21 protein-coding genes are annotated in these 25,335 nt (G+C 66.6%); 15 read left to right on the top strand and 6 right to left on the bottom strand.

Going from position 1 to position 25,335, the window contains the following annotated elements; all coding sequences use genetic code 11:
- The first annotated feature begins 11 nt into the window (after positions 1 to 11).
- The 5 genes from B3K53_RS01400 to B3K53_RS01380 are packed head-to-tail and all read left to right on the top strand — an operon-like array spanning position 12 to position 6,003.
- The gene (locus tag B3K53_RS01400; protein WP_292082255.1) at positions 12 to 2,225 is read left to right on the top strand and encodes an AGE family epimerase/isomerase; all 2,214 of its coding nucleotides are present in this window, start codon (positions 12 to 14) and stop codon (positions 2,223 to 2,225) included.
- A gap of 9 nt (positions 2,226 to 2,234) precedes the next feature.
- The gene (galE, locus tag B3K53_RS01395) at positions 2,235 to 3,218 is read left to right on the top strand and encodes a UDP-glucose 4-epimerase GalE (protein ID WP_292082253.1); all 984 of its coding nucleotides are present in this window, start codon (positions 2,235 to 2,237) and stop codon (positions 3,216 to 3,218) included.
- A 15-nt stretch (positions 3,219 to 3,233) separates the two neighbouring features.
- Positions 3,234 to 3,953, top strand: coding sequence for a class I SAM-dependent methyltransferase (locus tag B3K53_RS01390; protein WP_292082250.1), 720 nt, complete (start codon positions 3,234 to 3,236; stop codon positions 3,951 to 3,953).
- Between the two features lie 42 nt (positions 3,954 to 3,995).
- On the top strand, positions 3,996 to 5,096 hold the full coding sequence (locus tag B3K53_RS01385) for a methyltransferase domain-containing protein (protein WP_292082248.1): 1,101 nt from the start codon (positions 3,996 to 3,998) through the stop codon (positions 5,094 to 5,096).
- 37 nt (positions 5,097 to 5,133) lie between these two features.
- Positions 5,134 to 6,003 (top strand): hypothetical protein, encoded by an 870-nt coding sequence (locus tag B3K53_RS01380; RefSeq protein WP_292082246.1) that lies wholly within the window; start codon positions 5,134 to 5,136, stop codon positions 6,001 to 6,003.
- Here the strand turns inward: B3K53_RS01380 and B3K53_RS01375 are convergent, their stop codons facing one another.
- Together B3K53_RS01375 and B3K53_RS01370 are read right to left on the bottom strand one after the other, a co-directional pair.
- Positions 6,004 to 6,726: a class I SAM-dependent methyltransferase gene (locus B3K53_RS01375; protein WP_292082244.1), complete on the bottom strand. Its 723-nt coding sequence runs from the start codon at positions 6,724 to 6,726 to the stop codon at positions 6,004 to 6,006.
- Positions 6,727 to 6,786: 60 nt separating this feature from the next.
- Positions 6,787 to 9,198: a glycosyltransferase gene (locus tag B3K53_RS01370; protein ID WP_292082243.1), complete on the bottom strand. Its 2,412-nt coding sequence runs from the start codon at positions 9,196 to 9,198 to the stop codon at positions 6,787 to 6,789.
- Positions 9,199 to 9,346: 148 nt separating this feature from the next.
- Between B3K53_RS01370 and B3K53_RS01365 the strand changes: the two genes are divergently transcribed.
- Genes B3K53_RS01365 through rfbA form a run of 3 tightly spaced genes read left to right on the top strand, consistent with a single transcriptional unit; the run spans position 9,347 to position 13,700 of the window.
- Positions 9,347 to 11,836, top strand: coding sequence for a glycosyltransferase family 2 protein (locus tag B3K53_RS01365; protein WP_292082241.1), 2,490 nt, complete (start codon positions 9,347 to 9,349; stop codon positions 11,834 to 11,836).
- Positions 11,833 to 12,732: a dTDP-4-dehydrorhamnose reductase gene (rfbD, locus tag B3K53_RS01360; protein ID WP_292082239.1), complete on the top strand. Its 900-nt coding sequence runs from the start codon at positions 11,833 to 11,835 to the stop codon at positions 12,730 to 12,732. Before B3K53_RS01365 ends, rfbD begins: the two co-directional genes overlap by 4 nt.
- Entirely contained in the window at positions 12,729 to 13,700 is a 972-nt protein-coding gene (gene rfbA / locus B3K53_RS01355) for a glucose-1-phosphate thymidylyltransferase RfbA (protein WP_349680913.1), read from the top strand. Before rfbD ends, rfbA begins: the two co-directional genes overlap by 4 nt.
- Here rfbA and B3K53_RS01350 read toward each other — a convergent pair.
- Positions 13,633 to 14,292 carry an SAM-dependent methyltransferase gene (locus tag B3K53_RS01350; protein ID WP_292082237.1) on the bottom strand — a complete coding sequence of 220 codons (660 nt, stop codon included), beginning with the start codon at positions 14,290 to 14,292 and terminating at the stop codon, positions 13,633 to 13,635. The two genes, rfbA and B3K53_RS01350, sit on opposite strands and share 68 nt — an antisense overlap.
- A gap of 548 nt (positions 14,293 to 14,840) precedes the next feature.
- Here B3K53_RS01350 and B3K53_RS01345 point away from each other — a divergent pair.
- From B3K53_RS01345 to B3K53_RS01315, 7 genes are all read left to right on the top strand, one after another.
- On the top strand, positions 14,841 to 16,331 hold the full coding sequence (locus tag B3K53_RS01345; RefSeq protein WP_292082235.1) for a hypothetical protein: 1,491 nt from the start codon (positions 14,841 to 14,843) through the stop codon (positions 16,329 to 16,331).
- A 132-nt stretch (positions 16,332 to 16,463) separates the two neighbouring features.
- Positions 16,464 to 16,781, top strand: coding sequence for a hypothetical protein (locus B3K53_RS01340; RefSeq protein WP_292082234.1), 318 nt, complete (start codon positions 16,464 to 16,466; stop codon positions 16,779 to 16,781).
- A 31-nt stretch (positions 16,782 to 16,812) separates the two neighbouring features.
- On the top strand, positions 16,813 to 18,546 hold the full coding sequence (locus B3K53_RS01335) for a GspE/PulE family protein (RefSeq protein WP_292082232.1): 1,734 nt from the start codon (positions 16,813 to 16,815) through the stop codon (positions 18,544 to 18,546).
- Positions 18,543 to 19,223 (top strand): hypothetical protein, encoded by a 681-nt coding sequence (locus tag B3K53_RS01330; protein WP_292082230.1) that lies wholly within the window; start codon positions 18,543 to 18,545, stop codon positions 19,221 to 19,223. The genes B3K53_RS01335 and B3K53_RS01330 overlap by 4 nt, the downstream gene beginning before the upstream one ends.
- Positions 19,220 to 20,134, top strand: coding sequence for a glycosyltransferase family 2 protein (locus B3K53_RS01325; RefSeq protein WP_292082229.1), 915 nt, complete (start codon positions 19,220 to 19,222; stop codon positions 20,132 to 20,134). Before B3K53_RS01330 ends, B3K53_RS01325 begins: the two co-directional genes overlap by 4 nt.
- On the top strand, positions 20,131 to 21,339 hold the full coding sequence (locus B3K53_RS01320) for a type II secretion system F family protein (protein ID WP_292082227.1): 1,209 nt from the start codon (positions 20,131 to 20,133) through the stop codon (positions 21,337 to 21,339). The genes B3K53_RS01325 and B3K53_RS01320 overlap by 4 nt, the downstream gene beginning before the upstream one ends.
- On the top strand, positions 21,339 to 21,761 hold the full coding sequence (locus B3K53_RS01315; protein WP_292082225.1) for a prepilin-type N-terminal cleavage/methylation domain-containing protein: 423 nt from the start codon (positions 21,339 to 21,341) through the stop codon (positions 21,759 to 21,761). The genes B3K53_RS01320 and B3K53_RS01315 overlap by 1 nt, the downstream gene beginning before the upstream one ends.
- Here B3K53_RS01315 and B3K53_RS01310 read toward each other — a convergent pair.
- Genes B3K53_RS01310 through B3K53_RS01300 form a run of 3 tightly spaced genes read right to left on the bottom strand, consistent with a single transcriptional unit; the run spans position 21,758 to position 25,244 of the window.
- Entirely contained in the window at positions 21,758 to 24,085 is a 2,328-nt protein-coding gene (locus B3K53_RS01310; RefSeq protein WP_292082223.1) for a secretin N-terminal domain-containing protein, read from the bottom strand. The two genes, B3K53_RS01315 and B3K53_RS01310, sit on opposite strands and share 4 nt — an antisense overlap.
- A gap of 17 nt (positions 24,086 to 24,102) precedes the next feature.
- A complete protein-coding gene (locus tag B3K53_RS01305) occupies positions 24,103 to 24,570 on the bottom strand; it encodes a hypothetical protein (RefSeq protein WP_292082221.1) in 468 nt (155 codons plus the stop codon).
- A complete protein-coding gene (locus B3K53_RS01300) occupies positions 24,567 to 25,244 on the bottom strand; it encodes a hypothetical protein (protein WP_292082219.1) in 678 nt (225 codons plus the stop codon). The genes B3K53_RS01305 and B3K53_RS01300 overlap by 4 nt, the downstream gene beginning before the upstream one ends.
- Positions 25,245 to 25,335 lie beyond the last annotated feature (91 nt).

The following is a 25,335-nucleotide window of genomic DNA, read 5'->3' as shown; positions in this document are numbered from 1 at the left end:
TAGGAGGGGGAATGGTTCTCTATCCTGTGATCATGTGCGGCGGCGCCGGCACGCGTCTGTGGCCCGCTTCGAGGCCGTCGCGGCCCAAGCAGTTCATCCCGCTGGCGGGCAATCGCTCGCTGTTTCAGGAAACGGTGCTGCGGGTCGCGCCCCTGGCCGCCGAGGGCGGGCGGCTGATCGTGGTCGGGGGCGTGGGCCACCGCGACTGGATTCTGGATCAACTGGAAGAGGTCGGCGTGGACGCCCAGGTTCTGCTGGAGCCCCAAGCCCGTGATTCCGCGGCGGCCATGGCGGCTGCGGCGATCTGGACCCAGGAGCACGACGCCGACGGCGTCAACGTCTTCCTGGCTTCCGACCATCATGTGCCGGACAATCTGGCTTTCCGCCGGGCAGTACGAGAGGCGGCGACGGGGGCCGGGGGGGGGCGGATCGTCACCCTTGGCGTCATGCCGACCGCCCCGTCCTCGGCCTATGGCTATATCAAGCCGACTGGGCGCGGCCTGTCGGACGTCGAGGCTTTCCGGGAAAAGCCGGATGCCGAGATCGCCGCTGCCTATATTCAAGACGGCTACCTCTGGAACAGCGGTAATTTTATCGTTCGCGCCGACGCCTTGGTGCGCGAGTTGCGACAATTTGCGCCAGGCGTGGAGGTCGCGGCGCGGCAAGCGCTCACAGACGCGCCCCCCAGTCCGGTCCTGGTGCTGGGTGACGCCTTCAACCAGTCCCCGAAGATCTCGATCGACTATGCGGTGATGGAGCGCACCGAACTGGCGTCCGTGCTCGAGGTGGACTTCGACTGGTCAGACCTTGGAGCCTGGGATTCGATCGCCGACACCGGCGAAGGTGATTTCGGTCAGCACATCCTCGAGGATTCTGATGGTTGTCTGGTTCGGGCGCCAGAGGGCACGATCGTCGCCGCCCTGGGCGTGAGGAACGTCGCGATCGTGGTCGAGTCCGACGCCGTTCTGGTCTGCGATCTGTCGCGCGCCCAAGACGTCAAGCGGGTCGTGGCCCGCGTCGGTGCGGCCTTCCCGCAGCATCTGGACTTCCATCGGCCCGCACCGGAGACCCTGGGAGACGGGGCCGCGCGCTTCGCGGAGTGGCTTCGGGTTCGAGCGCTGCCGATGTGGAGCGCTATCGGGCAGCAGTCCGACGGACGCTTCGCCGAGGCCCTGACGCTGGATTCTCGGCCGCTCGTGGCCGCGCGCCGGACGCGCGTTCAGGCGCGCCAGATCTGGACCTATGCTGAAGCGGGACGCCTTGGCTGGCAGGGCGGCTGGAGCCGTGCGGTCTCTACGGGCGTCGAGGCCTTGCAATCGGCCTATCTTCGACCGGACGGTCTCTATCGCACCCTCCTAGCGCCCGACGGCGCCGCACTGGACGAGACGGCGCGGGTCTATGACCATGCCTTCATCATGTTCGCGCTCGAAGCCGCGCGCAGCGTCGAGGCGACGCCGGGAGCCATGGAGGCTCTGGCTGTCGGCGTGCGGGAACGCCTGGCCGCCCATCGCATGGCGAACGGCGCTTTCGTCGAGGAGGGGGAGGCACCCTTCCAGGCCAATGCGCACATGCACCTGCTGGAGGCCTGTCTGGCCTGGGAGGAGGGCGGCGGCGATCAGGGCTGGGCGAAGCTGGCGGATGAACTCGTGGACCTTGCGCACAATGTCTTCATTGACCGTGAGGGCGGTTTCCTGCGCGAATTTTTCACGGCGGACTGGACGCCGGCGACGGGCGAGCGCGGCCGGCTGGTCGAGCCGGGCCATCAGTTCGAATGGGCCTGGCTGCTGGCGCGCCATGCCCGTCTTCGCGGGGATTCCGATGGTCGGGACCTGGCCTTCCAACTCTACGACTGGGGCGCGCGCGGCGTCGCGGGCCGGATGCCCGTGGCCCTGGACGCCATTGACGATCAAGGGCGCCCGCTGGGCGGGAGGGCGCGGCTCTGGCCCCAGACCGAATGGCTGAAGGCGTCCTTGCTGCTGGCGGAAGACGCGCATGACGGCCAACGTCGTCGTCTTCTGGATGACGCAGCCGCCGCCATGAGAGCGCTGTGGTCCTACCTGACGCCGGAAGGGGTCTGGCGCGACAAGCGTCTGGCCAAGGGCGGCTTCATCAATGAGGCCGCGCCAGCGAGCACCTTCTACCACATCATGTCGGCCTTCACGCAACTGGAGGCCACGGGTCGCAGCAAGGAATTGTCGGGTTTGAATCAGCTTTCGCTGCAATAGGGGCTATCTGTGTCTGACCATGTTCTGGTGACAGGCGGCGCCGGCTATATCGGCAGCCATACCTGTCTGCGTCTGGCCGAAGCAGGCTTTACGCCGGTGGCCTTCGACAATCTGTCGAACGGACATGAAGCCTTCGTCCAGTGGGGGCCGCTTGAGCGAGGCGACGTCCGCAGCCGTGCCGATGTCGAGCGCGCGCTGGATCGCTGGTCGCCGGTCGGGGTCATTCACTTCGCGGCCCTGATCGAGGTCGGTCTGTCGTTTCAGCAGGTCGGCGACTTCTACGAGACCAATGTCGGCGGGGCCCTGACGGTTCTGCGCGCCATGCAGGCGCGGAACATCCAACCCTTCGTCTTCTCCTCGACCTGCGCCACCTATGGGGAGCCGCAGTACCTGCCCCTGGACGAGGATCATCCTCAAGCTCCGATCAGTCCCTACGGTCGCACCAAGCTGATGGTCGAGCAGGCGTTGAAGGATCTGGCGGCCTACGGCGGAATCCGTCCGATCATCCTGCGCTATTTCAACGCCGCCGGGGCTGATCCACAGGGACGTATCGGCGAGCGGCACGATCCGGAAACACACGCCCTGCCGATCGCCGTCGAGACGGCGCAGGGGCGGCGCGAGGCCTTTTCCATTTTCGGCGAGGACTACGACACCCGCGACGGCACGGCCGAGCGCGACTACGTCCATGTTCTGGATCTGGCCGATGCTCATGTGCTGGCGCTGCGTCGTCTTCTGGAGGGCGGCGCCGGGGGAGAGGCGTTCAACCTGGGAACCGGCGGCGGCGTGACCGTTCGAGAGCTTCTGGAGGCGGTGTCCAGGGCGAGCGGCCGGCTCGTGCCTTCGGTTTCGCAGCCGAGACGTCCGGGCGACGCCCCTCGATTGGTGGCGGACAACCGCGCCGCTCGCGAGAAGCTGGCCTGGCGTCCGAAGCGCGACATCGCCGACATGGCGCGCGACGCCTGGGGCTGGCATGGTCGCGCAGTAACGATGTGATCCGAGGGGGCGGGCGTGAAAGATACGGATGCTGACTGGGCCATGCTCGGCGAGGGCGAGCCCTTCTACGGGGTGCTCAGCGATCCGCGCTTCCTGCGCGCCAACATCACGCCGGCGGCTCTGGAAGAGTTCTGGCAGACCGGGCGCAATGAGATGCACGGCTATCGGCAACTGATCCAGGCTCATTTCGGCGACTTCTCCGACGCCTCGGCCCTGGACTTTGGATGCGGCGTGGGGCGGCTGACGCGGGCGATGGGCGAGATGTGCCGACAGGCGACGGGCCTCGACATTTCCCCCGGCATGCTGGTCGAAGCGCGTCGCCACGCGCCGCCCAATGTGAACTACGTATCCGAACTTGGCGACGAGACCTTCGATTGGCTCAACTCGATCATCGTCTTCCAGCACATTCCGCCGCAGCGCGGCTACCGCCTGCTGGACGACCTGCTGGCCCGCGTGAACCCCGGCGGAGCGCTCAGCCTGCACGTCACCCTGTTCAAGGACGAGAGCTTCCTGACCCACCTGTGGCCGTCTCTGCGCCGCGGTCAGTGGGACGGCGATCGCTTCGTTTCATTTGATCACGACCAGGGCGATGTCGGGGGGATGGAGATGTACGACTATGATATGTCGCGCATTATCGAGATGACCTCGCGTCACGGCTTTCACAATCTCATCATCCAGCACACCAACCACGGCGGTTGCCATGGTGTGATCATGTTTGGCCGCAAAGGACGCTAGAAATACATGGCGTTGAGCGTCGCAATTTTGTGGGGCAGCTAGATGGTCAGGTTTGAAACGGCGTCGCCTCAAGGGACGAAGGAAGACGTCGAGCGCGCCTATCGTCAGATCCTCGGGCGAGAGCCGGATGAGGGTGGCCTGCAGCATTGGCTGGGAGAAGTCGGCGCCGGGATGGTGGTCGACGTTCTCAATGGCCACATGATCGCCAGCCAGGAATTCCACAGCCGTCCCGACGATGAAAAGCTGACCGCTCTGGCGATCCTGGGCGAGGGGCAGCCGCGGCGCTTTGCGCTGGATCAGGTCGCGTCTGTGACGGCCGCCCTGAACGTCGATGTGTTTCGCAACATCGCCCAGGTCGGCGCCTTCGCCCTGCCCGACGGCTTCGATCTCTGGATTGACCCCCGCAGCGACACCTACCGGGCTCAACAGTTGGCGTTATGGTCGGCCATCACCCAGCGGCCAGCCTATAATCCAGCCGCCGACGAAGACACGCCTGAGATCGTTCACGCAGATGCGATTCACAGGCCGGCCTTCTATTCGACCGGGAACACCTTCGTCGCCGGTGATCACCTGATGGCGCTGGGGCATTTGCTGCGTCAGAGCGGCCTGAAAGCCGGGGACCGGGCCCTGGAGTATGGCGCGGGATTCGGCCAGATAGCTTTGGCCTTCGCGCGTACGGGCGTCCGGATGGATACGGTCGACATCAATCCGGCCTTCAGCGCGGCCGTCGCCCAGCTAGGCGAGCGTTACAAGGCGCCCCTGACGTCCCATGTCGGCGCCTTCGGAGACAATCCGGCGGGCGAGGACGGCGCCTATGACCTGATCTATTTCTATGAGAGCTTCCACCACTGTTTCGACTTCCTCGACGTCATCCCCCGGCTGCACAGGATGTTGAAGCCGGGCGGCAAGGTCATGATGGCGGGAGAGCCGATCGCCCAGGGGGCTGTGCCTTGGCTGCCCTATCCGTGGGGCATTCGCCTCGATGGAGAAAATGTCTCGATCATGCGGCAGCGCGGCTGGATGGAGTTGGGCTTCCGTGAAGATTTTCTGGTGTCGATCTTCGAGAAGGAAGGCTTCACTTTCAGAAAATATCCTCTAGACGGCTATCATTACTGCACAATTTATTCGTTCGAGCGCGCGTAAGGCGACGTGAACGGCCTAATTTGATCTGAGGTTTTCTTTGTCCGTCACCTTTGTCCAGACAGCTGACGCCTTCTACTACGCCGAGATGGTCGGAATCACGTCACAGGCGGTCCGAGCTTACGCGCAGAGCCGTAATCTATCCTACGAGATGTTTCTGGGCCTGAAGCATGGCAAGCACCCTTGGCACGCCACCTTCAATCGCGTCTTTATTTTGGACGAGATGCTGCGCCGGGGCGTGACCGGCTGGGTCTGCTACATGGACGCGGATGCTTGGATCGAAGACCAGTCCTTCGATGTGGCTCATTACCTTGAACAGCATGCGGATCGCGCTGCGATCTTCACGACCTCTCTGGCGTCAGATAATTGGTGGGACGTCAATGCTGGCGTCTTTTTCGTCAATTTGTCGAATGACATCGGGGTGCAGTTCGCGCGCGAATGGCATGATCGCTGCCTCGATGCCTGGCCCCGCATTGCTGATGTCGCCAACTTCCCTGTAGGTGGGCCGGATGATCAGTCGATCCTGCATGAAATTCTGGCGGCGTCGGACGACTACAAGGCGGCCATGTGGGTGGAATCGCCGGACCTGATCAATTCGGCGTGGGCGAGCTTCATTCGGCAACACCTGCGGTCCAATTCGCGCGACATGCGATCGCGTGTGGCTCATATCCGCGCCGAAGTGTCACGGGTGCTTTCCGGCGGGGAGCAGGAAGTTTCGACGCCCGCCGGTTCCAGCGCGCTGGAAGCAGTCACGGGTCTGTACGAAGGCATCCTGGGACGACCGATCGATGGCGGGGCCCAGAATGCCTATGTCGGGACTGTTGCGCGTTGCGGGCTTAGGGACGGCGTGGCGACGATCGCCGACTACATGATCAATAGCGACGAGTTCAGAGCTCGCTACAAAGGCTGATCACTGATCCGGCTGATCGGCTTTCAGATGCTTGTGGATCACCGCCATCTTGGGAATGACGGTTCCGTGCGAGAATGGCTGATTGAATACGGTGGCGAAGGCGATGTCCTTGTCCAGTTCACGCAGACCGATCAGCTCTGATGCCGGGAACTCCGGGAAGGAGCCGGTCTTGAACCAGTTGTCGATGACGTCGCAGGTCTTGTGGGTGGCCGGCAGGTCGTCTTCGTAGAAGGGCGACTGCCATTGCAGGTCCTCGATGATGTAGAGCCCGCCCGGGCGCAGATGCGGGAACAAGACCTTGAACGCCAGTTGCTGGTGAAAGGAGGCGTGCGAGCCATCGTCGATGATCAGGTCGAACGGACCTTGTGCCGCCGCTCGCTCCAGATCGGCCTGAATGCCGCTGTCGCCGCGCACAAAGTTGAAGCGCGCGTCATCGACCCAGGAGAAATCGCTGATGTCGAAGCCGCAAATTTGCGCCTTGGGAAAGAATCGCAGCCACATCTCCACTGAAGGAGCGGTGCGGACCACACGATCGGCGTCGCCGCCTACTTCCGGTCCACCAGCCATCAGGCCGATCTCCAGCATCCGCTCCAGACTATGCCGGTGCGGCTGCAGCAGCATGTCGTAGATGCGGGTGTAATGGTGGGGGTAGGGGTGCGTCGTACCCTTGTCCGAGCCTGAGGCGTTGGCGAGATCGGTCAGGCTCAAGATCGTGTCGGACATGGGATTTCCGTTAGGTTAGGCAGACAACAGGCGTGAAGAGGCTAGCGGCCGCTGGCGGTCTTAGGTGTCATATAGGTTGTCGAGCTGGTCCAGCGTCATGGCTTCCATGAAGTCCGCCCGCGACAGGAGGTCGCTCTCCTCGCAGATCATGAATCCGACGAGGCCCAGGCCGCTCTTTCGGACATCGACGCCCTTGGTGCCGATGGCGAAGTCGTCGAACTTGTCGCCCTTCAGACTGATGGTCAACTCGCCGGAAGTGAATGCGTCGGGCTGGACGCGGAGCGCGACCCAGCGGGTTTCCTGTGGTTCCAGCGTTCCGGATTGCGCGACCATGCCCCCGAAGGCGACGGTGTAGGGCTGTTCGTCTTCTGTCAGGCCGCGCAGACCGAGGTAGAGCCGCAGCGGCTGGTCGCCGGCCAGCCGGAGGGTTAGTTGTCCGCCCTGGGGCTTGGTCCAGTTGCCCCAGTCGTCGGGGAACCACCAGCCCTGACCGCTGCGGAACCGCTCGGCGGATTCCATGGCGCGGTGGATAGCCAGGGCGTCGACGCGTCGCATCGAATAATAGCGTCCCGGCGTCGGGGCATGGGCGGCGGGCAGGGCGTCGGCCTGACCCGCGGGGAACCAGGTCAGCATCCGGTCGCCGATCTCGACGCCCAGGTCGCGCCAGGGACGGGGCTGGAAATGCTCGACGATGTTCCGCTCGCGCGATTGCCGATAGGGCAGGTCCAGCATCAGGCGTTCCAGCCGGGCGACGAACTCGGCCTGGTCGCCGACGCGGAAATAGTCGGCGAAATCGCCGCCCGCTTCCGGCAGGGACGAGGCGTCGGACAGCAGGGCCGCCTTGCCGTAGCAGAAGGATTCCGTGACCGGCAGGCCCCAGCCCTCATAGGTGCTGGGATAGAGGGTGAAGGCGCTGGCCCGATACAGGTTGGCCAGGTCGGGATCCGACACGCCTGAAACGATCATGACCTTGGCGCCGAGCTCGCGGTTCGTCTCCAGCTTGGAGAAGACGGCGTCGTTCAGCCAGCCGCGATTGCCGACGCAGACCAGGCGCGGAACCTTGGCGGCGCCATGTTTCTGGATCAGCTCCAGCCAGGCCTTGAAGGCGTTCAGGTGGTTTTTGCGTGACTCGATGGTCGAGACAAACAGGACGTAGCCGCCCTCGGACAGGCCGTAACGCGCCAGGGTCTGGGCCACGGGAACCGCCGTCGAGGGCTTGCGGAAGTCGGCGTCGAGGCGGACCACGTGAACGTTCGCCGGGTCGACGGCGTGACCCAGCTGATCGGCGACGGCCAGCAGATCGCGCTTGGAGGCTTCGGAGTTGGTCAGGAAGTGGTCGGCGTGGGCGAAGACGCCGAGAGCCCAGCTGATGAAGTCCTGGGTCAGTTCCTTGACGCAGTGCTCGGGCGTCATGATCGGGATCATGTCGTGGACGAACGGCACATAGTGGATGCCGTAGAGGGCCTTCGCCTTGCGGACATGCAGGAAGTAGTTCTGCAGCCACCAGGAGGTCCCCAGATTGACCAGGCAGGCGCCGCGTCGGAAGGCGAACTCCGGCGAGAGGTCGGTGAGCACCTTCAGGCCCTTGACCGCGGTCGTCCACGTGGCGTCCTGAACGTCGCCGCTTTCCAGCGACAGGGCGCACAGGCGCAGGAAGAGGTCGCGCGGCACCTCGACCCACAGGTCGCGTTCCTTGGAGAATGTGCAGACGGCGACGTCCAGATCGGCGCGCGGGCTGTTCAGCAGGCCGGAGATCACCTCGATCTGCACGCGCTGGATCCCGGTGGGCAGGCGAGCCACATTGAAGTAGCCGGCCAGGTCCGAGATGTCGAAGACGAGGTGGAGCCCGGTGTGCTGGGCTGCTTCAGGGGACATTTGCGGCGCCAGCTTCTCGGCGGCGGCGACCCCGCCCATCAGGGCCTGAATCAGGGCGGCGTTTTCCTCGCGGATGGCCGGAGCAAGTCGAGCGAGCGCGGCGTCCAGCTGTTGCGCCACCAATTCCATGGTCACGGCCTGGGGCTCGGCCAAGGCGGTCAGGCCGGCGCGGCCGGCCACGGCCTGAGCGCGCGCCAGATCCATCTTCACGCCTTGCGCCGACAACTGCATCAGGGCGTCGACGGGATAGGAGAGGGTCGGGTCCAGCTCAGCGGCGTCGAGGAAGTAGGCGGCGGCCTCTTCCAGGCGTTGCTGCAGGCGGCGGAGATGCCCCATTTGCATGTGTGTGTCGGCGACCTTGGGGGCCAGGCGCATTGACGTCAGATAGGCGGCTTCCGCGCCCGGAAGATCGCCGGATTCTTTCTTGGCGTGGCCCAGCTGAACCCAGACGTCAGCGCGTTCGGGCTTGATCTTCAGCGCGCGGCTATAGGCCTCCGCGGCGCCGAGCCAATTGCGCGTGTCGCGAGCCTGGTCCCCCGCCCTGATCAGCGGTTGAGCCTTGGGCTTGCGAAAAAGGGCCTTGGGCGACAGGCTCATGGAAGGTCCGATTGGCTAAGGTCTGGTCCTGGCGCCAAGGGAGGCGCGCGATCCGGCGGTTTCAAGGTCGGTGTGCGGCAGAAGGAGGTTCCCGCTGAAGCCGTGCCGATGCTAAGCGGGGCGCTTCGCGGGAACAAGGCGTCAGACGATGGAGAGCGAGATTCAGCAGGATCAATCCGGCGCGGTGACACGTGAGGATATCGAGGGGCTTTATGGGCTGGCGCTGGGCCGCCCCGCCGACCCGGCCGCCATCGAAGGTTTCATGGCGCACGAGCTGCCCTTCCTGCTGAGCGTGTTCTTCGAAGGCCCCGAGTTCCGCGATCGGGTTCTGATCCCGCTTTCCGAGCGTCGCCCTCCGGACACCGACTTCTACGCCGGGGACGTGCCGGAACAGGTGCGGAGCTGGGGACGCTCGCGCATGCCGGTTTCGGCGGACACCGCCCTGGCTATTGAAACGGCGGACTATTGGCCGACGCTCTATCTCGCCATTTTCGCCGATCCGGTGTTCCAGGAAGTCGTCGGCCTGAGCGCCACACGCCCCTTCTGGCCCGAGGCCTGGGACGGTTTGAACTACCTGGTCGAGAACGCGGCCCAGTTCCGACGTCAGGCGCAGATCGAGAACATCGGCTGGGACTGGGTCGAGGGGTGGGCGATGGATCGCGGCGCGCCCGATCAGCCCTTGAGGATCGAAACCTGGATCGACGGACGCTTCGTTTCGGCCGGCGAGGCCGATCTGGTTCGGCGAGAGCTGCAGGACCGGTTTGGCGGCGAAGGGCGGGTCGGGTTCCGTCTGCCTGTCGGCGATCGGCTGGCGGCGGGCGGGCGCTTTGTCGAGATACGCGACGCCGAGACGGGGCGACGCCTAACGGCGGGCGAGCACGCCGCCCCCCCGTCCAGCCCGGAATCCTATGACGCCCTGACACTTGAACTGCGCAGTCTGCGGGAGGCGCTGGACCGGATTCAGAACACCCTCCCGCAGGTGGTCACCCGGCTGAGCTATCCGCTGCAGGATTACGCTGGCTACGCCGAAACCTATGGGCGCACGACCGATGCCGGCCTGCTGGCAAGCGGCCAGAGCGCGCATGTTCTTGTGCGTCTTCATGCCGATGGGGCCGACGCCTTCGAGGTCGAGGACGCTGTCATGGCGGTCCTGGCCCAGACTCATGACGACTGGATGCTGGAGGTGCGCGGGCTGGATGAACACGGTCTTCAACATCTGAATTCGCTGCGCACGCGCCTGGCCTGGACGGGACGGCCGGTCGATCGGATCGCGGCCTTCGACCCTGACGCTCCGGCGACGCCTTCCGACCTCTGTCTGAGCCTGCCGGCGAGCGGCGTTCTGGCCCCCGAAGCGCTTTCGGTTTTCGCGGGCATCTTCGCCGATCCCGAGGTGGCGGCGGCCTATGCGGACGCCGATCATCTCGAGGAAGGGGGTGAGGCGACCACTGCCCGTCGGCACACGCCGCAGTTGCGACCGGCCTTCGATCTCGACCTTCTGTGCCAGACGCCCTACGTCGGCGCCTGCGTCGCTTTCCGGCACGGCGAAGACGCGCCGTCGAGCCGCGGCGGCGAGGCCGCGGCGGTCCTGCGCCTTGCGCTGGAGGGCAAGCGGATCGGTCAGGCGTCCGCGATTCTGTTCTCGAGCCGCCAGTCGGCGCCGACCGACGGCGCATGGGTCGAAACGGTCCGCGCCGCGCTCGCGTCCGACCCGTCCGTCTCGGTCCTCGCGGCCGATGATCCGTTCGGCGCGACCGTCGCCGGGGCCGCGCGGATCAAGCGCCGGCCGACCAGCAAGACGGTCAGCGTGATCGTCCCCACGCGCAACGCGCTGGACCTGCTCAAGCCCTGTCTGGACAGCGTCCTGGCCGCCGCTGCCGAAAATCAGACCGGGCTGGATCTGATCGTCATCGACCACGAGAGCGACGATCCGGCGACCCGGGCCTATCTGGCCGAACTGAGCGCCGGGGGCCTGGCGCGCATTGTCCGCTACGAAGGCCGCTTCAACTTCGCCCTGATGAACAATCTGGCGGTGGAGCAGGCGCGCGGCGAGGTCCTGGTCTTCCTCAATAACGACACGGTGGTGATCAGTCGCGACTGGCAGGACGAGATGGCCGCTCAGGCCGAGCGGCCGGATGTGGCCTGCGTCGGCGCGCGTCTGCTCTACGCCGACGGCACGATCCAGCACGCGGGCTTCGTGGCGCGCGAGCGCGAGGCCAACTTCCTGATCCACGACGGGGTCGGGGCGGCCTCCAGCGATCCCGGCTACCTGGGGCGTCACGCCCTGTTGCACCGGACGGTGGCCGTGACCGGCGCTTGCCTGGCGATCGAGGCGAAAAAGTTCAAGGCGCTCGGCGGGTTCGACGCCGCCCACTTCCCCGTCGAGGGCAATGATGTGGACCTGTGCATGCGGGCCCAGAGCCAGGGTCTGAAGGTGCTCTACGACCCCCATGTCGCCCTCTATCATCTGGAGTCCAAGACGCGTGGCTTCAGCCGCGAGGGCGAGAAGCTGAAGGTGGCCGAGGCCTCGGGCCGGCTGCTGTGGAGCCGCTGGGGCGCCCAGTTCGGCGCCGATCCCTTCTACAACCGGCGTTTCGACCGCGAGGCGCGGCCCTTCACCCGACTTCGGCCTCTGCCGTGAGCTCCGACGCGGGTCGGGTGCTGATCACCGGCGGGCGGGGCCGTCTGGCGCGCGCCCTCATGCAGGCGGCCTGGCCGCAGGGCTGGCGTCCGGTCGCGGTCGGTCGCGCCGAGTTGGACATCACGAATGTCGAGGCGGTCATGGCTTGGGTTGAGGCGCATCGCCCCGCCCTGATCGTCAACGCCGCCGCCTTCACCGGGGTCGATCTGGCCGAGAGCGAAGGGGAGGCCGCCTTCGCGGTCAATGCGGCGGGGGCGGGCCGTCTGGCCGAGGCCGCCGCCGAGACGGGCGCCGATCTGATCCATGTCTCGACCGACTTCGTCTTCGACGGTCGGCTGGGCCGTCCCTATATCGAGGCGGACGCGGCCGCGCCTCTGAACCTCTATGGGGCCAGCAAGCTGGAGGGCGAACGACAGGTGCTCGCCCTGCACCCGCAGGCCCTGGTGCTGCGCACCGCCTGGCTTCTGGGCGGGCAGGGCGGCTCCTTCGTCGACGCCATCCTGAAGCGCGCGGCCACGGGGCAGGGTCTGCGCGTCGTCGCCGACCAGACCGGCAGCCCCACCGACGTGAACGATCTGGCGCGGGCCATCGTCGTCGCGGCTGAATGGCTGACGCGGGGGGCGGCGCCGCAGCGGCTCTATCATGTGGCGGGCTCGGAAGCGGCGACCTGGCATGAGATCGCCGAGGCGGCGGTTGAAGCCTGGGCGCGTCTGGGTGGCCAGACGCCGCCGCACGTGGCGGCCATCGCGACATCCGAATGGCCCTGTGCGGCGCGACGTCCTCAGGATTCCCGGCTTGATAGCGCCGCCTTCGCGCGCGACTTTGGAATGGTCCTGCCGGGCTGGCGGGAGCGGATCGCCGACTGGGCGGCGCAGAGCGCGGGGGCGAACAAATGAAGGGCATCATTCTGGCGGGCGGCACGGGCTCGCGCCTGCACCCCATGACCATCGCGGTCTCCAAGCAGTTGATGCCGGTTTATGACAAGCCGCTGATCTATTACCCACTGACCACCCTGATGCTGGCCGGGGTGCGCGACATCCTGCTGATCACGACGCCGCATGATCGGCCCGCCTTCGAGTCCCTGCTGGGCGACGGCGGCCAGTGGGGCGTCTCGATCACCTATGCCGAGCAGGCCCGGCCCGAGGGTCTGGCCCAGGCCTATGTCATCGGGGCGGATTTCGTCGCGGGCGGCCCGTCGGCCCTGATCCTGGGCGACAACATCTTCTACGGCCACGGCGCGACCGACCTGTTCGCAGCCGCCTTCGCCCGGCCTTCTGGTGCGACCGTCTTCGCCTATCACGTCAATGATCCGGGCCGTTACGGCGTGGTCGAGTTCGACGCGGAGGGGCGGGCGCGCTCGCTTGAGGAAAAGCCGGCGCAGCCTCGCTCCAACTGGGCCGTGACCGGCCTCTATGTCTATGACGAGCAGGTGGTCGACATCGCCGCGAACCTGAGGCCCTCGGCGCGGGGCGAGCTGGAGATCACCGACGTCAACCGCGCCTATCTGGAACGTGGCCAGCTGTCGGTCGAGCGCATGGGGCGGGGCTACGCCTGGCTGGACACCGGCACCCCCGACAGCCTGATCGACGCGGCCCAGTTCGTGCGCACCCTGGAGCAGCGCCAGGGCGTCAAGATCGCCTGCCCCGAAGAGATCGCCTGGCGTCAGGGCTTCATCGACGCCGGCCAGTTGGAGCGGCTGGCGGCGACGATGGGGGGCAATGACTACGGCCGCTATCTGCGCGGCCTGGTCGAGGACGCAGGGCCGTGCGGGATCCTGCGTCAGGGGGAGTCCTGTTTCAACCCAGGCGGGTCAGCTCGATCATCATCTGGCCGCGCGGATGCCCCCATTCGCCGATCCACTTGAAGGCCCAGCCGCTGGGCGTCGCCGCATGCAGGTTCGACTGGCGGAAGTGGAAGGGGTCGCGGTCGTCATAGGTGACGATGCCGTCCGGGCGATTGACCACGCCTGATCCCTCAAAGACCGTCGCGAAAAACCGCGCGCCTGTCCTGAAGACCGGCGCCAGGGCCTCAAGGCTGTGGCTGTAGTAGTCGATCGGCAGGTGGGTGAAGAGAGACGTCGCGAGGCCGAAATCAAACATTACGCCGAACGGCGCCTCGAAATCAGGCGTCGCATGAAGGTGAGAGCGGGGGAGCTTGTCGGCCAGCGGGGTGGGAGCGATCTCGTGCTCATAGCCCGCCTCCAGCAAGGAGGCCGAAATGTCGATCCCGTAGTATCGGGCAGGCTCGAGATAGTCTGTCAGATGAACCCCGGCGCGCAGGGCGCCGCAGCCGACATCCAGCACCCTGTCGCCGGGCGCCAGGCCCTGTTGGACCAGAAAGTCGCGCTGAAGCGGGCCGATGACGTCCCACATGCCGCCGACGATGCCGCGATGACCTTCCGTGGTCAGCCGTTGCCGGGTGATCGATTCGTTCATGTAGCGGTTGGGGGATTGCATGTCTTCTCTCACCTTATGGGATCGTGACGTGCCAGATGCAGGCAACGTGTCTCGGCTGCAACATTTTCCGGATATGGAGAACCGAATCGTCCATCCGAGCGGGCATCAATCCAACTCATCAAGAACTAATGTGGCGCTATTCATATCCCTGTAAGCGCTGCCGGAATGATTATATTGTCGTCTATTTGTATATTCTACGCGTCTATATCGCCTCGGATGTTATCGCTGCAGAAATTTGTTTGAAGCAGCCTTTAGCTTGGCCGCAGATGATTGCTTAAGATTTACGTATCGAGTTTTCTGGCGTCATGATTTTGCCTTGCGGCCTACGCGCAGCTGACATCGGTAACTCTTCATCAACACTTGTCTTTCGCCTCCCGGGCGAGCGCCGTTTGTCTGAAAACCCGCTTGACCAGCGCGATTGCGGCGAGATATGGAGAAACTGCCGTGGACGCAGCTTTGTCAGAGAAATCTGTCTAGGACTGTGGCCGAAAGGCGTTTCAACGTTGGCTACGTCCACACAACAGGTTTCTTTTGGGGTACCAGACCACATGACTAAGAACGTTCTTCTCGCTGCGACCGCCGTGTCGGTCATGGCCTTCGCTGGCGCCGCCAGCGCTCACACGCTGACCTACCGCGCCGCCCCGACGGTTGCGTCGCACATCAGCGCCATCGAAACTGGCGGTGCTACGGCTCCGTACAAGCTGGCGATCGAATCCTCGCTGACTACGCCGGCCTTTAACACCTTCGCTCTGGTGAGCACCCTTTCGGCCGGTTCGCAGTTCCCCTCGGGCAACAACTTCGTCCAGATCGACCTGGTCGGCGGCACGTTCAACTCGGGCCTGGCTTCCTCGGCCGTCGTCGCTCCGGGCTGCACCAGCGTTCTGTCGTCGGGCGGCACGGCCGGCAGCACCACCGCCAAGTTCCTGGTCTCCAGCGCTGGCGGCGGCTGCAACCTGGCCAACCTGGACCTGCCGATCAAGCCGAACGCCGGTTCGGAAGTCTCGGTCACGACTACGCTGACGACCGAAGCCGGCGCTCCGATCGACCCGCCGTCGGCCGCCACCCTGAAGATCATTTCGCGCGTCGACGCCTTCAAGGTCGTCTTCGACAGCGCCATCGGCGGCGGCGCCCTGGGCGACACCTTCGCCACCCTGACCGTCAACCCGGTCTACACGACCTTCAAGGTCGGCGCGGACGCTCACGGCGTTGGTGAAACCGCCACGGTCGGCCAACTGGGCACCATCAAGCTGGTCGTCGATACGGATGCCTACAAGGACCTGGCCAAGAACGCGGTTGTCCTGGGTGACGTGACCGAAGCCGGCGTCACCATCGACGGCAACTACAACGCCTTCAACGGCGCTGGCGGTTCGGCTGCTCTGGGCACCGCTATGACGATCAACTCGGGTGCCACGCAGGCCTCGCTGGCTTCGAGCCTGGCTGTCGCCACCTCGCTGGTGATGGAAGCCTCGCTGGTTCCGGCTGCTCCGGCCGTCAGCGGCGTTCCGTTCATCGTCACGCGTGAAACGGCCGCCACTGCCATCCCGACCTCGACCTACAAGGCCTCGGTCAGCTACAAGCTGGACGCAGCTTCGTACAACCAGGAAGGTCCGGCTCTGGGCGATCTGGAATCCATCGGTCGTGACGGCACCAACGTCGTCTTCCCGTGGATGAACAGCACGGCGATCCAGGGCGCTACCGGCACCTCGAACATCATCCGTCTCGGCAACATCGCCGGTGCGGCTACGGGTCCTGTCTATGCTCAGGTCCTGAACTCGGTTAACGCTGGCGCCGGTTACACCCCCGCCGCTGCTCCGGTTCAAGTGTTCCCGAGCATCGCCGCCAACGGCGAGCGCGTGATCAACACGGCTACCCTGACGACCGCCCTGGGCGAGTTCGGCCGCGGCGACGTGCAGATCAGCGTCGAAGCTCCGTCGAACACCGTCACCGCCCGCCGTTACGCCACCCTGGCCAACGGTTCGGTCACGGAACTGAACAGCGGCACCGTTGCTTCGGACCAAAACCAAGTTAACGTGCCTTGATAAGCGATTGATCTTCGGATCAGTTGGGAAAGGGGGAGCTTCGGCTCCCCCTTTTTTTATGCCCTGCTCGCCGCAAGCCGGGCTGAACGCGCGCGAAGAAGCCGATACCCGGCGTCAAAGCCGCCTTTTGCTTTGCGCCATGCGGCCGTCAGCGGCTATCACACGGACCTGTTCCTGCTGGAGAGCCTCGTGGCCGAATTCAAAGATCAAACCCTGACCGGCGAAGTCACGCTGGACGGCAACGTCTTCATCAACGTCGATTTCAAGGACGCAGAGCTGAACTATAGCGGCGGCGTGCCTCCCGGCTTCGACAACTGCCGCTTCACCAATGCGACCTTCAGTGTCGGTGGCGCTGCTGGAAACACCCTGGCCTTCTTGCGGTCGATGGCGCCGGCGTCGACCAACATGCGTTTTGTCGTTCTGGGCCTGCTCCCCGAGCTTCAAGGCTAGCGCCTGATTTCGTCGACGGAACCTCCCCCTCGTGACCCTGTCTACGGCCGTCAATCTCAGTCCCGTCGCGCGCCGTCTCGGCGAGGTGCTGGTCGAGCGCGGCCTGGTGCGCCCCGCCGACATCGCCAACGCCCTGTCGCTGCAGGCGCAGAACGGCGGCCTGATCGGGCTCAACCTGGTGCGTCTCGGCGCCCTGTCCGAAGCCCAGCTTCTCGACGTTCTTTCCGAGCAGCTGGGCCTGGCGGTCCTGCTGCCCGAGGACGGGCCCGCGCCGGAGCGCATCTCGACCTTCCTCGACGAGATTCGCTCGCCCCTGGGCTGGTGGGCCGAACGCGAGGCCGTGGCCTGGCGCGAGGGCGAAGAGGGGGCCTCGCGCATCCTCTGCGCCGCCGTCCAGCCGATGGACCCCGCCCTGGCCGAGCGAATCAGTCAGGCGACCGCGGAGCCTGTCGTCTTCCTGCTGGCCCAGCGCTCGCTGATCGAAGCCCTCACCGAGGATCTCAGCCGCGACCACGCCCCGGCGCTCGATATGGGCTCCGGCGGGGCCGGCGCCGACGCCGCCCGCCTGCGCGAACTGGCGCAGGAAGCGCCGACCATCGACTTCGTCAACGCCGTCTTCGCCGAGGCCCTGACGCGGCGCGCCTCCGACGTTCACGTCGAACCCTATGAGGACCGCTTCCTCGTCCGTATGCGGATCGACGGCGTCCTGACCACGGCCCGCAGCGCCCCGCGCTCCAATTTCGACGCCGTCTGTTCGCGCATCAAGCTGCTCAGCGGCATGGACATTGGTGAGCGCCGCCTGCCGCAGGACGGCCGCCAGTCGATCCGCGTCTCGGGGCAGGAGGTCGATCTGCGCGTCTCGACCCTGCCGTGCTCCTGGGGCGAGTCCATCGTCCTGCGTCTGCTGGGCAAGACCAGCCGCCTGCCGCAGCTGTCCGAACTGGGCGTCAGCCCCGAGCAGGAAGCCGGCTTCCTGCGTCTGGCCGAACACCCCAACGGCGTCTTCCTGATCACCGGCCCGACCGGCTCGGGCAAGACCACCACCATCTATCGCCTGCTGACCCACCTGAATGACGGCGAGCGCAAGATCATCACGGTCGAAGACCCGGTCGAACTGGACCTGCCCGGCGTCATCCAGGTGCGGGTGCGCTCCGAGATCGGGCTGACCTTCGCCGCCGGCCTGCGCTCCATCCTGCGCCAGGACCCCGACGTGATCATGATCGGTGAAATCCGCGACCCGGAGACGGCGCGAATCGCCGTCCAGGCCGCCCTGACCGGCCACATGGTCATCTCGACCGTCCACACCAATACCGCCCTGGCCGCCATTCCGCGTCTGCTGGATCTGGGCATCGAGGATTATCTGCTGGCCGACGTCATGCGCGGCGTGGCGGGGCAGCGCCTGATTCGTCGCCTGTGCGGCGACTGCGCCCGTCCCTCGACCGCCGCCGAGGCCAAGATCCATGAGATGGCCATCCCGGCCCACCTGCGCGCCGTCGCCAAGCGCGAGCCCGCTGCCTGGCGCGAGCCGGTCGGGTGCGCCAAGTGCGGCGGCAGCGGCTTCCGCGGTCGCGTCGGCGTCTATGAACTGGCCCCCATGTCGCCGGCCATCATCGCCGGGATGCGCGCCTCGGCCGATGAGGACCAGCTGACCGCCGCCGCCCGCAGCGAGGGCTTCCTCAGCTTCGCCGACGACGGCTTCCTGAAGGCGCGACGCGGCGAGACGGCCCTGTCCGAAGTCTATCGAATCGCCGGAGCCGGTGAATGAGTCTGCCGCCTGTCGCCGTCATCGGCATGCACCGTTCGGGAACCTCCTGCCTGGCGGGCTGTCTGGAGGACCTGGGCCTCAGCCTGGGCGACGTGGTCACCTCCGCTCCCCACAACAAGAAGGGCAATCGCGAGAACCCGCGCTTCTGGCCGGTGCATGACGTCGTTCTGGCGCGGGTCGGCGCGGCCTGGGACAATCCGCCGACCGAGCCCGTGGCCTGGACGGCCCAGGAGCGCGCCGATCTGAAGGCGGTTCTGGCCGACTATGACGCCCTGCCGCTGCCCTGGGGGTTCAAGGACCCACGCGCGACCGTGCTGCTGGACGGCTGGTTCGAGGTTCTGCCTGATCTCAAACTGATCGGCTCGATCCGCCATCCTCTGGCCGTGGCCGGGTCGCTGACGGCGCGCAACGCCTATGACCAGTCGCGCGGCCTGGGCATCTGGGCGACCTATAATCGCGCCCTGATCCGCTGGCGCGATCAGATCGCCTTCGACGTCATCGACTATGACGCGCCGGACTATGAGGCCCGTGTCCGCGAGGCTGCGGCGCGTCTGGGTATGGATGCGGCGCGGCCCATGCCTTTCCGTGAGGCCGAGTTGAACCATCAGAAAGCCGAGGGCGAGGTTCCTGCCGGCCACGCTGATCTGTGGCACCGGCTGCAGGAGCTGGCGGCATGACGCCGCTGGTTTCGGTCATCGTCGTCGGCTTCGACATGGGCCGCGAACTGCCCCGGACGGTGGAGTCGCTGCTGGCACCCTACCAGATCGGGATGAGGCCCGAGGATGTTCAGGTCATCGTCGCCGACAACGGCTCGGCCGAGCCCGTGCGACGCGACTGGTTCCCCGCTGACGCAGACGTCACGGTTCTGCGGGTCGATGACGGGGGCGTGTCGCCCTGCCGCGCCATCAACCGCGCCGCCGCCCTGGCGAAGGGCGAACTGATCGCGGTCGTCATCGACGGCGCCCGGATGGCCTCGCCCGGCGTCATGAAGGCGGCGCTGGAGGCCTCGCGTCTGCACCCCGACGCCTTCGTCACCACCCTGGGTTTCCATCTGGGGCCCAAGGTGCAGCAGGTCTCGGTGACGGAAGGCTATGATCGCGATGTCGAGGATCGGCTTCTGGCCGACATCGCCTGGCCCGCGGAGGGCTATCGTCTGTTCGAGATATGCGCCCTGGGCGAAAGCTATCGCGAGGGCGCCTTCGTCGCGCCCCCGGAGACGACCTTCTTCGTGCTGAGCCGCCAAAGGTTCGAAGCCCTCGGCGGTTTCGACGAGAACTTCAAGGCGCTGGGCGGCGGCTACGCCAACTACGACTTCTTCGAGCGGGCCGTTGCGGACGCCGGCGCGCCTCTGGTCATGCTGATTGGCGAAGGCACCTTCCACCAGCTTCACTATGGCGCCACCACCCAGGCGGGCGGGATCGGGCGCCCGGCCGATGAAGGCGAGGGCTCGCTGGGCGACGTCTATGGGCGCGAGTATGAAGCCATTCGGGGCCATCCCTATCGCCGCAGCACGCCGCAGCCCCTGTTGGTCGGACGGATCACCCATCCTATGGTCCGTCGTCTCTTCTTCCCGCCAGCGGCCGTATGACCGACACCCTGACCTTCCAGTATGAGGCCGCCGGTCGCGACGGGCGGATGGTCAAGGGGCTGATCGGCGCCGCCGACGAGGCCGTGGCCATGCGCCGCCTGGCCGCCGACGGCCTGACCGTGGTGCGCATCAAACCCGCCGCCGCCGCCAAGGCCGAGGGGCGCGAACGGGGCCTGAAGACGGGCGAACGGGTGCTGGTGCTGCGTCAGATGGCCCTGATGCTGGAAGCGGGCGTCTCCCTGCTGGAGGCGCTGGATACGGTCGCCCAGGGGATGCAGGCCCGCAAGGGCAAGCGCCAGTTCCAGGCCGCCATCGGCGCCCTGCGGCGCGGTGATTCGCTGGGCGACGCTCTGGAGGAGCACGTTCCCGGCTTCCCCGACTATGTCTACGCCATGGCCCGCGTCGGCGAGGCCTCGGGCCGTATCGCCGACGTGCTCAAGGAGGCCGCCGAGCAGATGGCCTATGAGGACCGGCTGCAGCGCGACTTCGCCAACGCCATGACCTATCCGGGCTTCCTCGGCTTCGCGGGCGTGGCCGCCATCGGCTTCATCTTCACCCAGGTCGTGCCGCGCTTCGCCACCATGATCGGGGACGACCGCGAGAACATCCCCGCCATGTCGCGCTGGGTGCTTGAGGCGGGGGAGTTCGCCAACGCCAACCTGGGCGTGGTCGGGGTTGCGGCTCTGCTGCTGGTCGGCGCGATCTTCTTCATCGTGACGAACAAGGCGTTCCGCGAGCGGGCCTATACCGTGGCCCACGGCCTGCCGGTCGTCGGGGCGGTGATCCAGGCGCGCGAAGTCGCGTCCTGGGCGCGGCTGACGGCATTCGCCCTGAACAACGGCGTGCCCTTGCTGTCGGCGGCGGCGCTGGCGCGGGCGGCGGTGCCGATCGGGCCCTTTCGTCAGGGCCTCGATCTGTTGGACAGCGACCTGCGCGCCGGCATGACGTTGGACGCCTCCCTGGGGTCGCACACCAGGCTGGAAGCCATGGACCTCAGCCTGCTGCGCGCGGGTCAGAAGTCGGGGGCCATCGGCGCCATGTTCGGCTTCATGGCCGACAACTACGAGGCGCGGCTGCGCGACCGGATGAAACGGATGACGGCCCTGCTGGAGCCCATGGCCATCGGCATCATCTCTATCGTCGTCGGCTTCGTGGCCCTGTCGCTGGTTCTGGCCCTGTCGAGCGTTTACGAAGGCGTCGTCTGATGCGGACGCGTGGGCGGGGGCGCGACGGCTTCAGCCTGATCGAGGCCCTGGTGGCCCTGGCCATCGCTTCGATGACCCTGATGGCCATCTTCGAGCTGCAGATTCAGATGACGCGCAACCAGCAGCGCGCGGCCCTGGCGATCGAACAGGTGGCGGTTCAGGAGAACGCCCTGGCCCTGACGCGTAGCCTCAATCCGATGGCGCAGCCGCAAGGGCGGATTGAGTTGCCCGGCGGCGACGTCGTGATCTGGTCGGCTGAACCCAGAGGCGAGCGCCGCGTCAACGCCGGCTTCCCGGCGGGCCAGGGCGCATTCGAGGTGCAATTGTACCGGGTCACCGTTGCGGTCGAAAGGGCGCAGGGAAGGCCCCCTGCACCCTTGGTATTCGACCGGGTTGGCTGGCGGAGGCTGCTGGAAAGCTAGCTCTGCGGCTCGGTCTGCGCGGGGGAGGCCGCCGCGGAGGGGACGGGGCTCGCTTGCGGCTCCGTGGCGCGGCGATCCGACGGTCGGTTGGGCGACGGCAGGTCGAAGCCCACGCCGCGCACGCCATAGCCGACGTTGAACGGCGTCAGCGTATAGGACCAGCCGCGACCGGTGCGGAAGGCCGCGTTCATGTCGCTGGCGTAGCGGTCGGCGTAGTCGGCCATGTCCTCGTCGCCGCGCAGGATGTGCGGCGTGATCAGGATCAGCAGTTCGGTGCGGTTGCCCTTGACCGAGTTGTTCTGGAAGGCCGAACCGATCACTGGCAGGTCCTTGATGAAGGGAACGCCGGTGTTGACCTTGCTGTAGTTGTTGCTGATCAGGCCGCCCAGAACGCCGGTCCAACCGTCGGTGATGGCGATCTGAGTGGTCAGGCTGCGATTCAGGATCGGCGGGCTGGCGATGGCGGGGTTGTCTGAATCGCCGACTTCCGAGATTTCCTGGCTGATGGTGATGTCGACCCGGTCGCCATAGACGACGGGCTGCAGGTCCAGGATGACGCCGGTCTGACGATACTGGACGCTTTGCAGGATGTCCGTGCCGTTATTGCTTTGATTGTCGCTGGCGCGCTGTGAGGTGATGATCGGCACGTCGGTGCCGACCTGGAAGCGAGCCTGGCCGCCGCTGCGGGCCACTAGTTGCGGCCGTTGCAGGATGTTGACGCGGTTGTTGCCGGCCTGGGCGTTCAACCGGGCGCGGAAGTCGGGACCTGTGAAGCTCATCAGCAGGCCGCCGCTGCCGATCGTGATGCCCTCCGTACTGCCGGTGAGGGTGCCGTCACCGCGCACATCAGTGCCGAACAACTGCACGCCCAGGCTGGTGTTGTCGTTCAGGGTGACCTCGGCGACCATGACCTCGATCACCACCTGGGGCGCAGGCGTGTCCAGCGTCGTCAGCAGCGAACGGAGCTGGGCGAACTCGGTCGCCGTGCCGGTGAAGATGATGCGGTTGCCGATGGGATCGGTCAGAACCTGGCCGTTCATGAACTGGCCGCCGCCCTGGCCATTGGCGCCCTGTTGCCGTGCGGGGGTCTGCTGGCCGCCGGCGCCGCTGCCGGCCTGGGCGGGCGGGGTTCCGGGGACGCCGACCGGCGGGCGGGCCTGGGCCGTCGTCGGCGTCTGACCCATGGCCAGCTGGCCCAGCGAGGCGGCGTCGGTGTTCTTGACCTGATAGACGAAGGTGGACGCCTTGTCGCCGAGCGCCGCGGGCCGATCCAGGGTTTCGGCCCAGTAGCGGGCGCGGGCCAGGATTTCGGGATCACGGCCGAAGATCAGGATCTGGTTGGCCGTGGGGAAGGACAGGATGACCAGCGCCCGCCCAGTCCGATCGACCGTGGACACGACATAGCCCTCAGTCGTGAGGACGCGGTTCAGGGCTTCGGTCAGAGCCTCGGCGGACCAGAAGGAGGGCTCGACGCGCAACACCTCGGCGCCGGAGAAGCGCGGCTGGTCGATCTCGCGGAGGGCGCGCACCACCTGGCCCACCTCGCGGCCGGAGCCGGAAATGATCAGGCTGTTGTTCATCACGTCGGGGGTGATCCGGGCGCCGGACAGGTTGGGGTAGAGGTCTTGCAGCAGGCTCTGCAGGACGTTCACTTCGATGGTCTGGACCGTGTAGAATTGCACCACCCGACCCGCCGTCGGGGACGGGTTTCGGCTGCGGTTGATTTCGGTGCCCGTGCCGCCTTGCGGCGAAGCCCCGACGGTGACGAAGCCGCCGTCGACATAGACCTCGACGCCATACTGTTTCAGCGCCTGCTGGGTCAGGGCGAACAGGGCGCGCTTGCTGATCGGGCCGCCGCTGCCCCCGGCGATGACCTCGTTGCGGGTGGCGACGTCGGGGGCCAGGGTGAAGGGCACCTTGAGCACGCCGCCGAAGACGGTGGCGGCGAACTGGGGGATCGACTGGGGCGACAGGTTGGCGTCCACCATCTCGTCCGAGACCAGGGCCGCGATCTGCTCCGGTGTGGCCGGCAGGCGGGTCGGACCGGCGGGAGCGGGCGGACCAGGGACGGCCAGGGTGCTGATGTTGTTCTGGGCGCGCGAGCCGCGATCCACATTGACGCCGCCGCCGATCAGGCCGTCCTGTGACGCGCCTTCGACCCGAGTGTCGGGGCGCGACACCGTGGTGTTCATTTCGGGGAAGGCGGCGCAGCCGGCCAGGATGACCATGGGCGCTAGACAGACGGCGGCGCGCAGGCCCGCACGACGCAGGGCGGTCGCGGCAGGGCGCTGGAAGGCGGAGGGACCCGCGGTCAGGTTCGTCATGCCATTCTCCTCGATACTCAACCGAACACCCGGACGACGCGCGTTTCGCGTCCCTTGGCCAGGGTCACGGCCTCAGCCGAAATGTTTCTTATGCGCCAGCCGTCGCCGAAGCGGCCGCCTTCACTGATGGTCGCGACGCCGCCCGAGGCGTCGCCGACCAGAACGCGCTGACGGCCGGTGGCCGGGTCGCGCTCGACGCCGCGCAGCGCCGCCTTGAAGGTCACGGCCACATCGGGCGGCGGGGGAGGCGGGGGAGGCGGGGGCGGCGGGGGCGGGGGAGGCGGTGGCGGGGGGTCGGACCGCAGCGTCTTCAGAAAGGCCACGGCGCCCACGGCGCTTTCGCCCGGACGCACGACCAGCCCTGAACGCGCCGACTGGCCGCGCACCACGGCGGGGGGCTCCTCCGGCAGGCCGGGATAGGCGGCGCCGGTCAGGAAGGCGGCCGCCAGCATTAGCGGCGGAGCCAGCCACAGAAGCTGCTTCATGACGCCGCTCCCGCGGCGGGGACCCGCACAGGGAAGGCCAGGCCGATGCGGAGCTTGCCGTTCACCGGCGGAGCTGCGCCGGGTTCAACGACGCCGTTGAAGGGCGTGATTTCATAGCGGAAGGCCGTGACGCGGAAGCCTTCGGGCCACTCGCCCACCTTGTCGAGGAAGGCGAAGGCGGGCCCCCAGCGTAGGTCCGACTGAACCTCGGCTTCCAGCCACTGGGTCGGGCCGACGGCCTCGATCTTGGTGTTGGTGGTGATGCGCGGATTGGGCAGGCCCGACGCGGTCGCGGCCTCCAGCAGGCGTTGCTCGATCAGCACCTGGGCCACGGCGGCGTTGGTCGCCTCGAAGCCCCAGCCGTTCATGTCCTCCAGCGCCAGACGGTCGGCGGCGCCCTCCGCCACCCGCCGCGCGGCGTTGGCGGTCATGCGGGCGGTCGACTGTTCAGTCAGGGCTTCGATATAGCGGTCCGCCTGGGTCGTGCGCCATTCCAGCGCGGCCACCGGAGCATAAACGGCGGCGCCCAGGACCAGGCCGCCCAGCAGGACGCGCTCGCGCATGGTGGTGGCGCGCAGCCGGTCCTTCAGCGTCTCGATCGACGCGCGCGTCGAAGCGACCATGTCAGTGAAGAAGCCCTGCAAGACGCGTCCTGTGTCAGTGTTGAGGCGCACGGGGCTGCATTGTGCATCGACCCCCCATGTGCTGTGAGCTATAGCAACCGTTAAAAGCCCATAACAGCTTAGAAATCCAAGGCGATCGTTT

Source organism: Brevundimonas sp. UBA7506, assembly GCF_002479495.1.
In the GTDB taxonomy this organism is placed as follows: Bacteria; Pseudomonadota; Alphaproteobacteria; order Caulobacterales; family Caulobacteraceae; genus Brevundimonas.
Note: the sequence above shows the minus strand (reverse complement) of the source record. Positions and strands in the feature narration are given on the sequence as shown.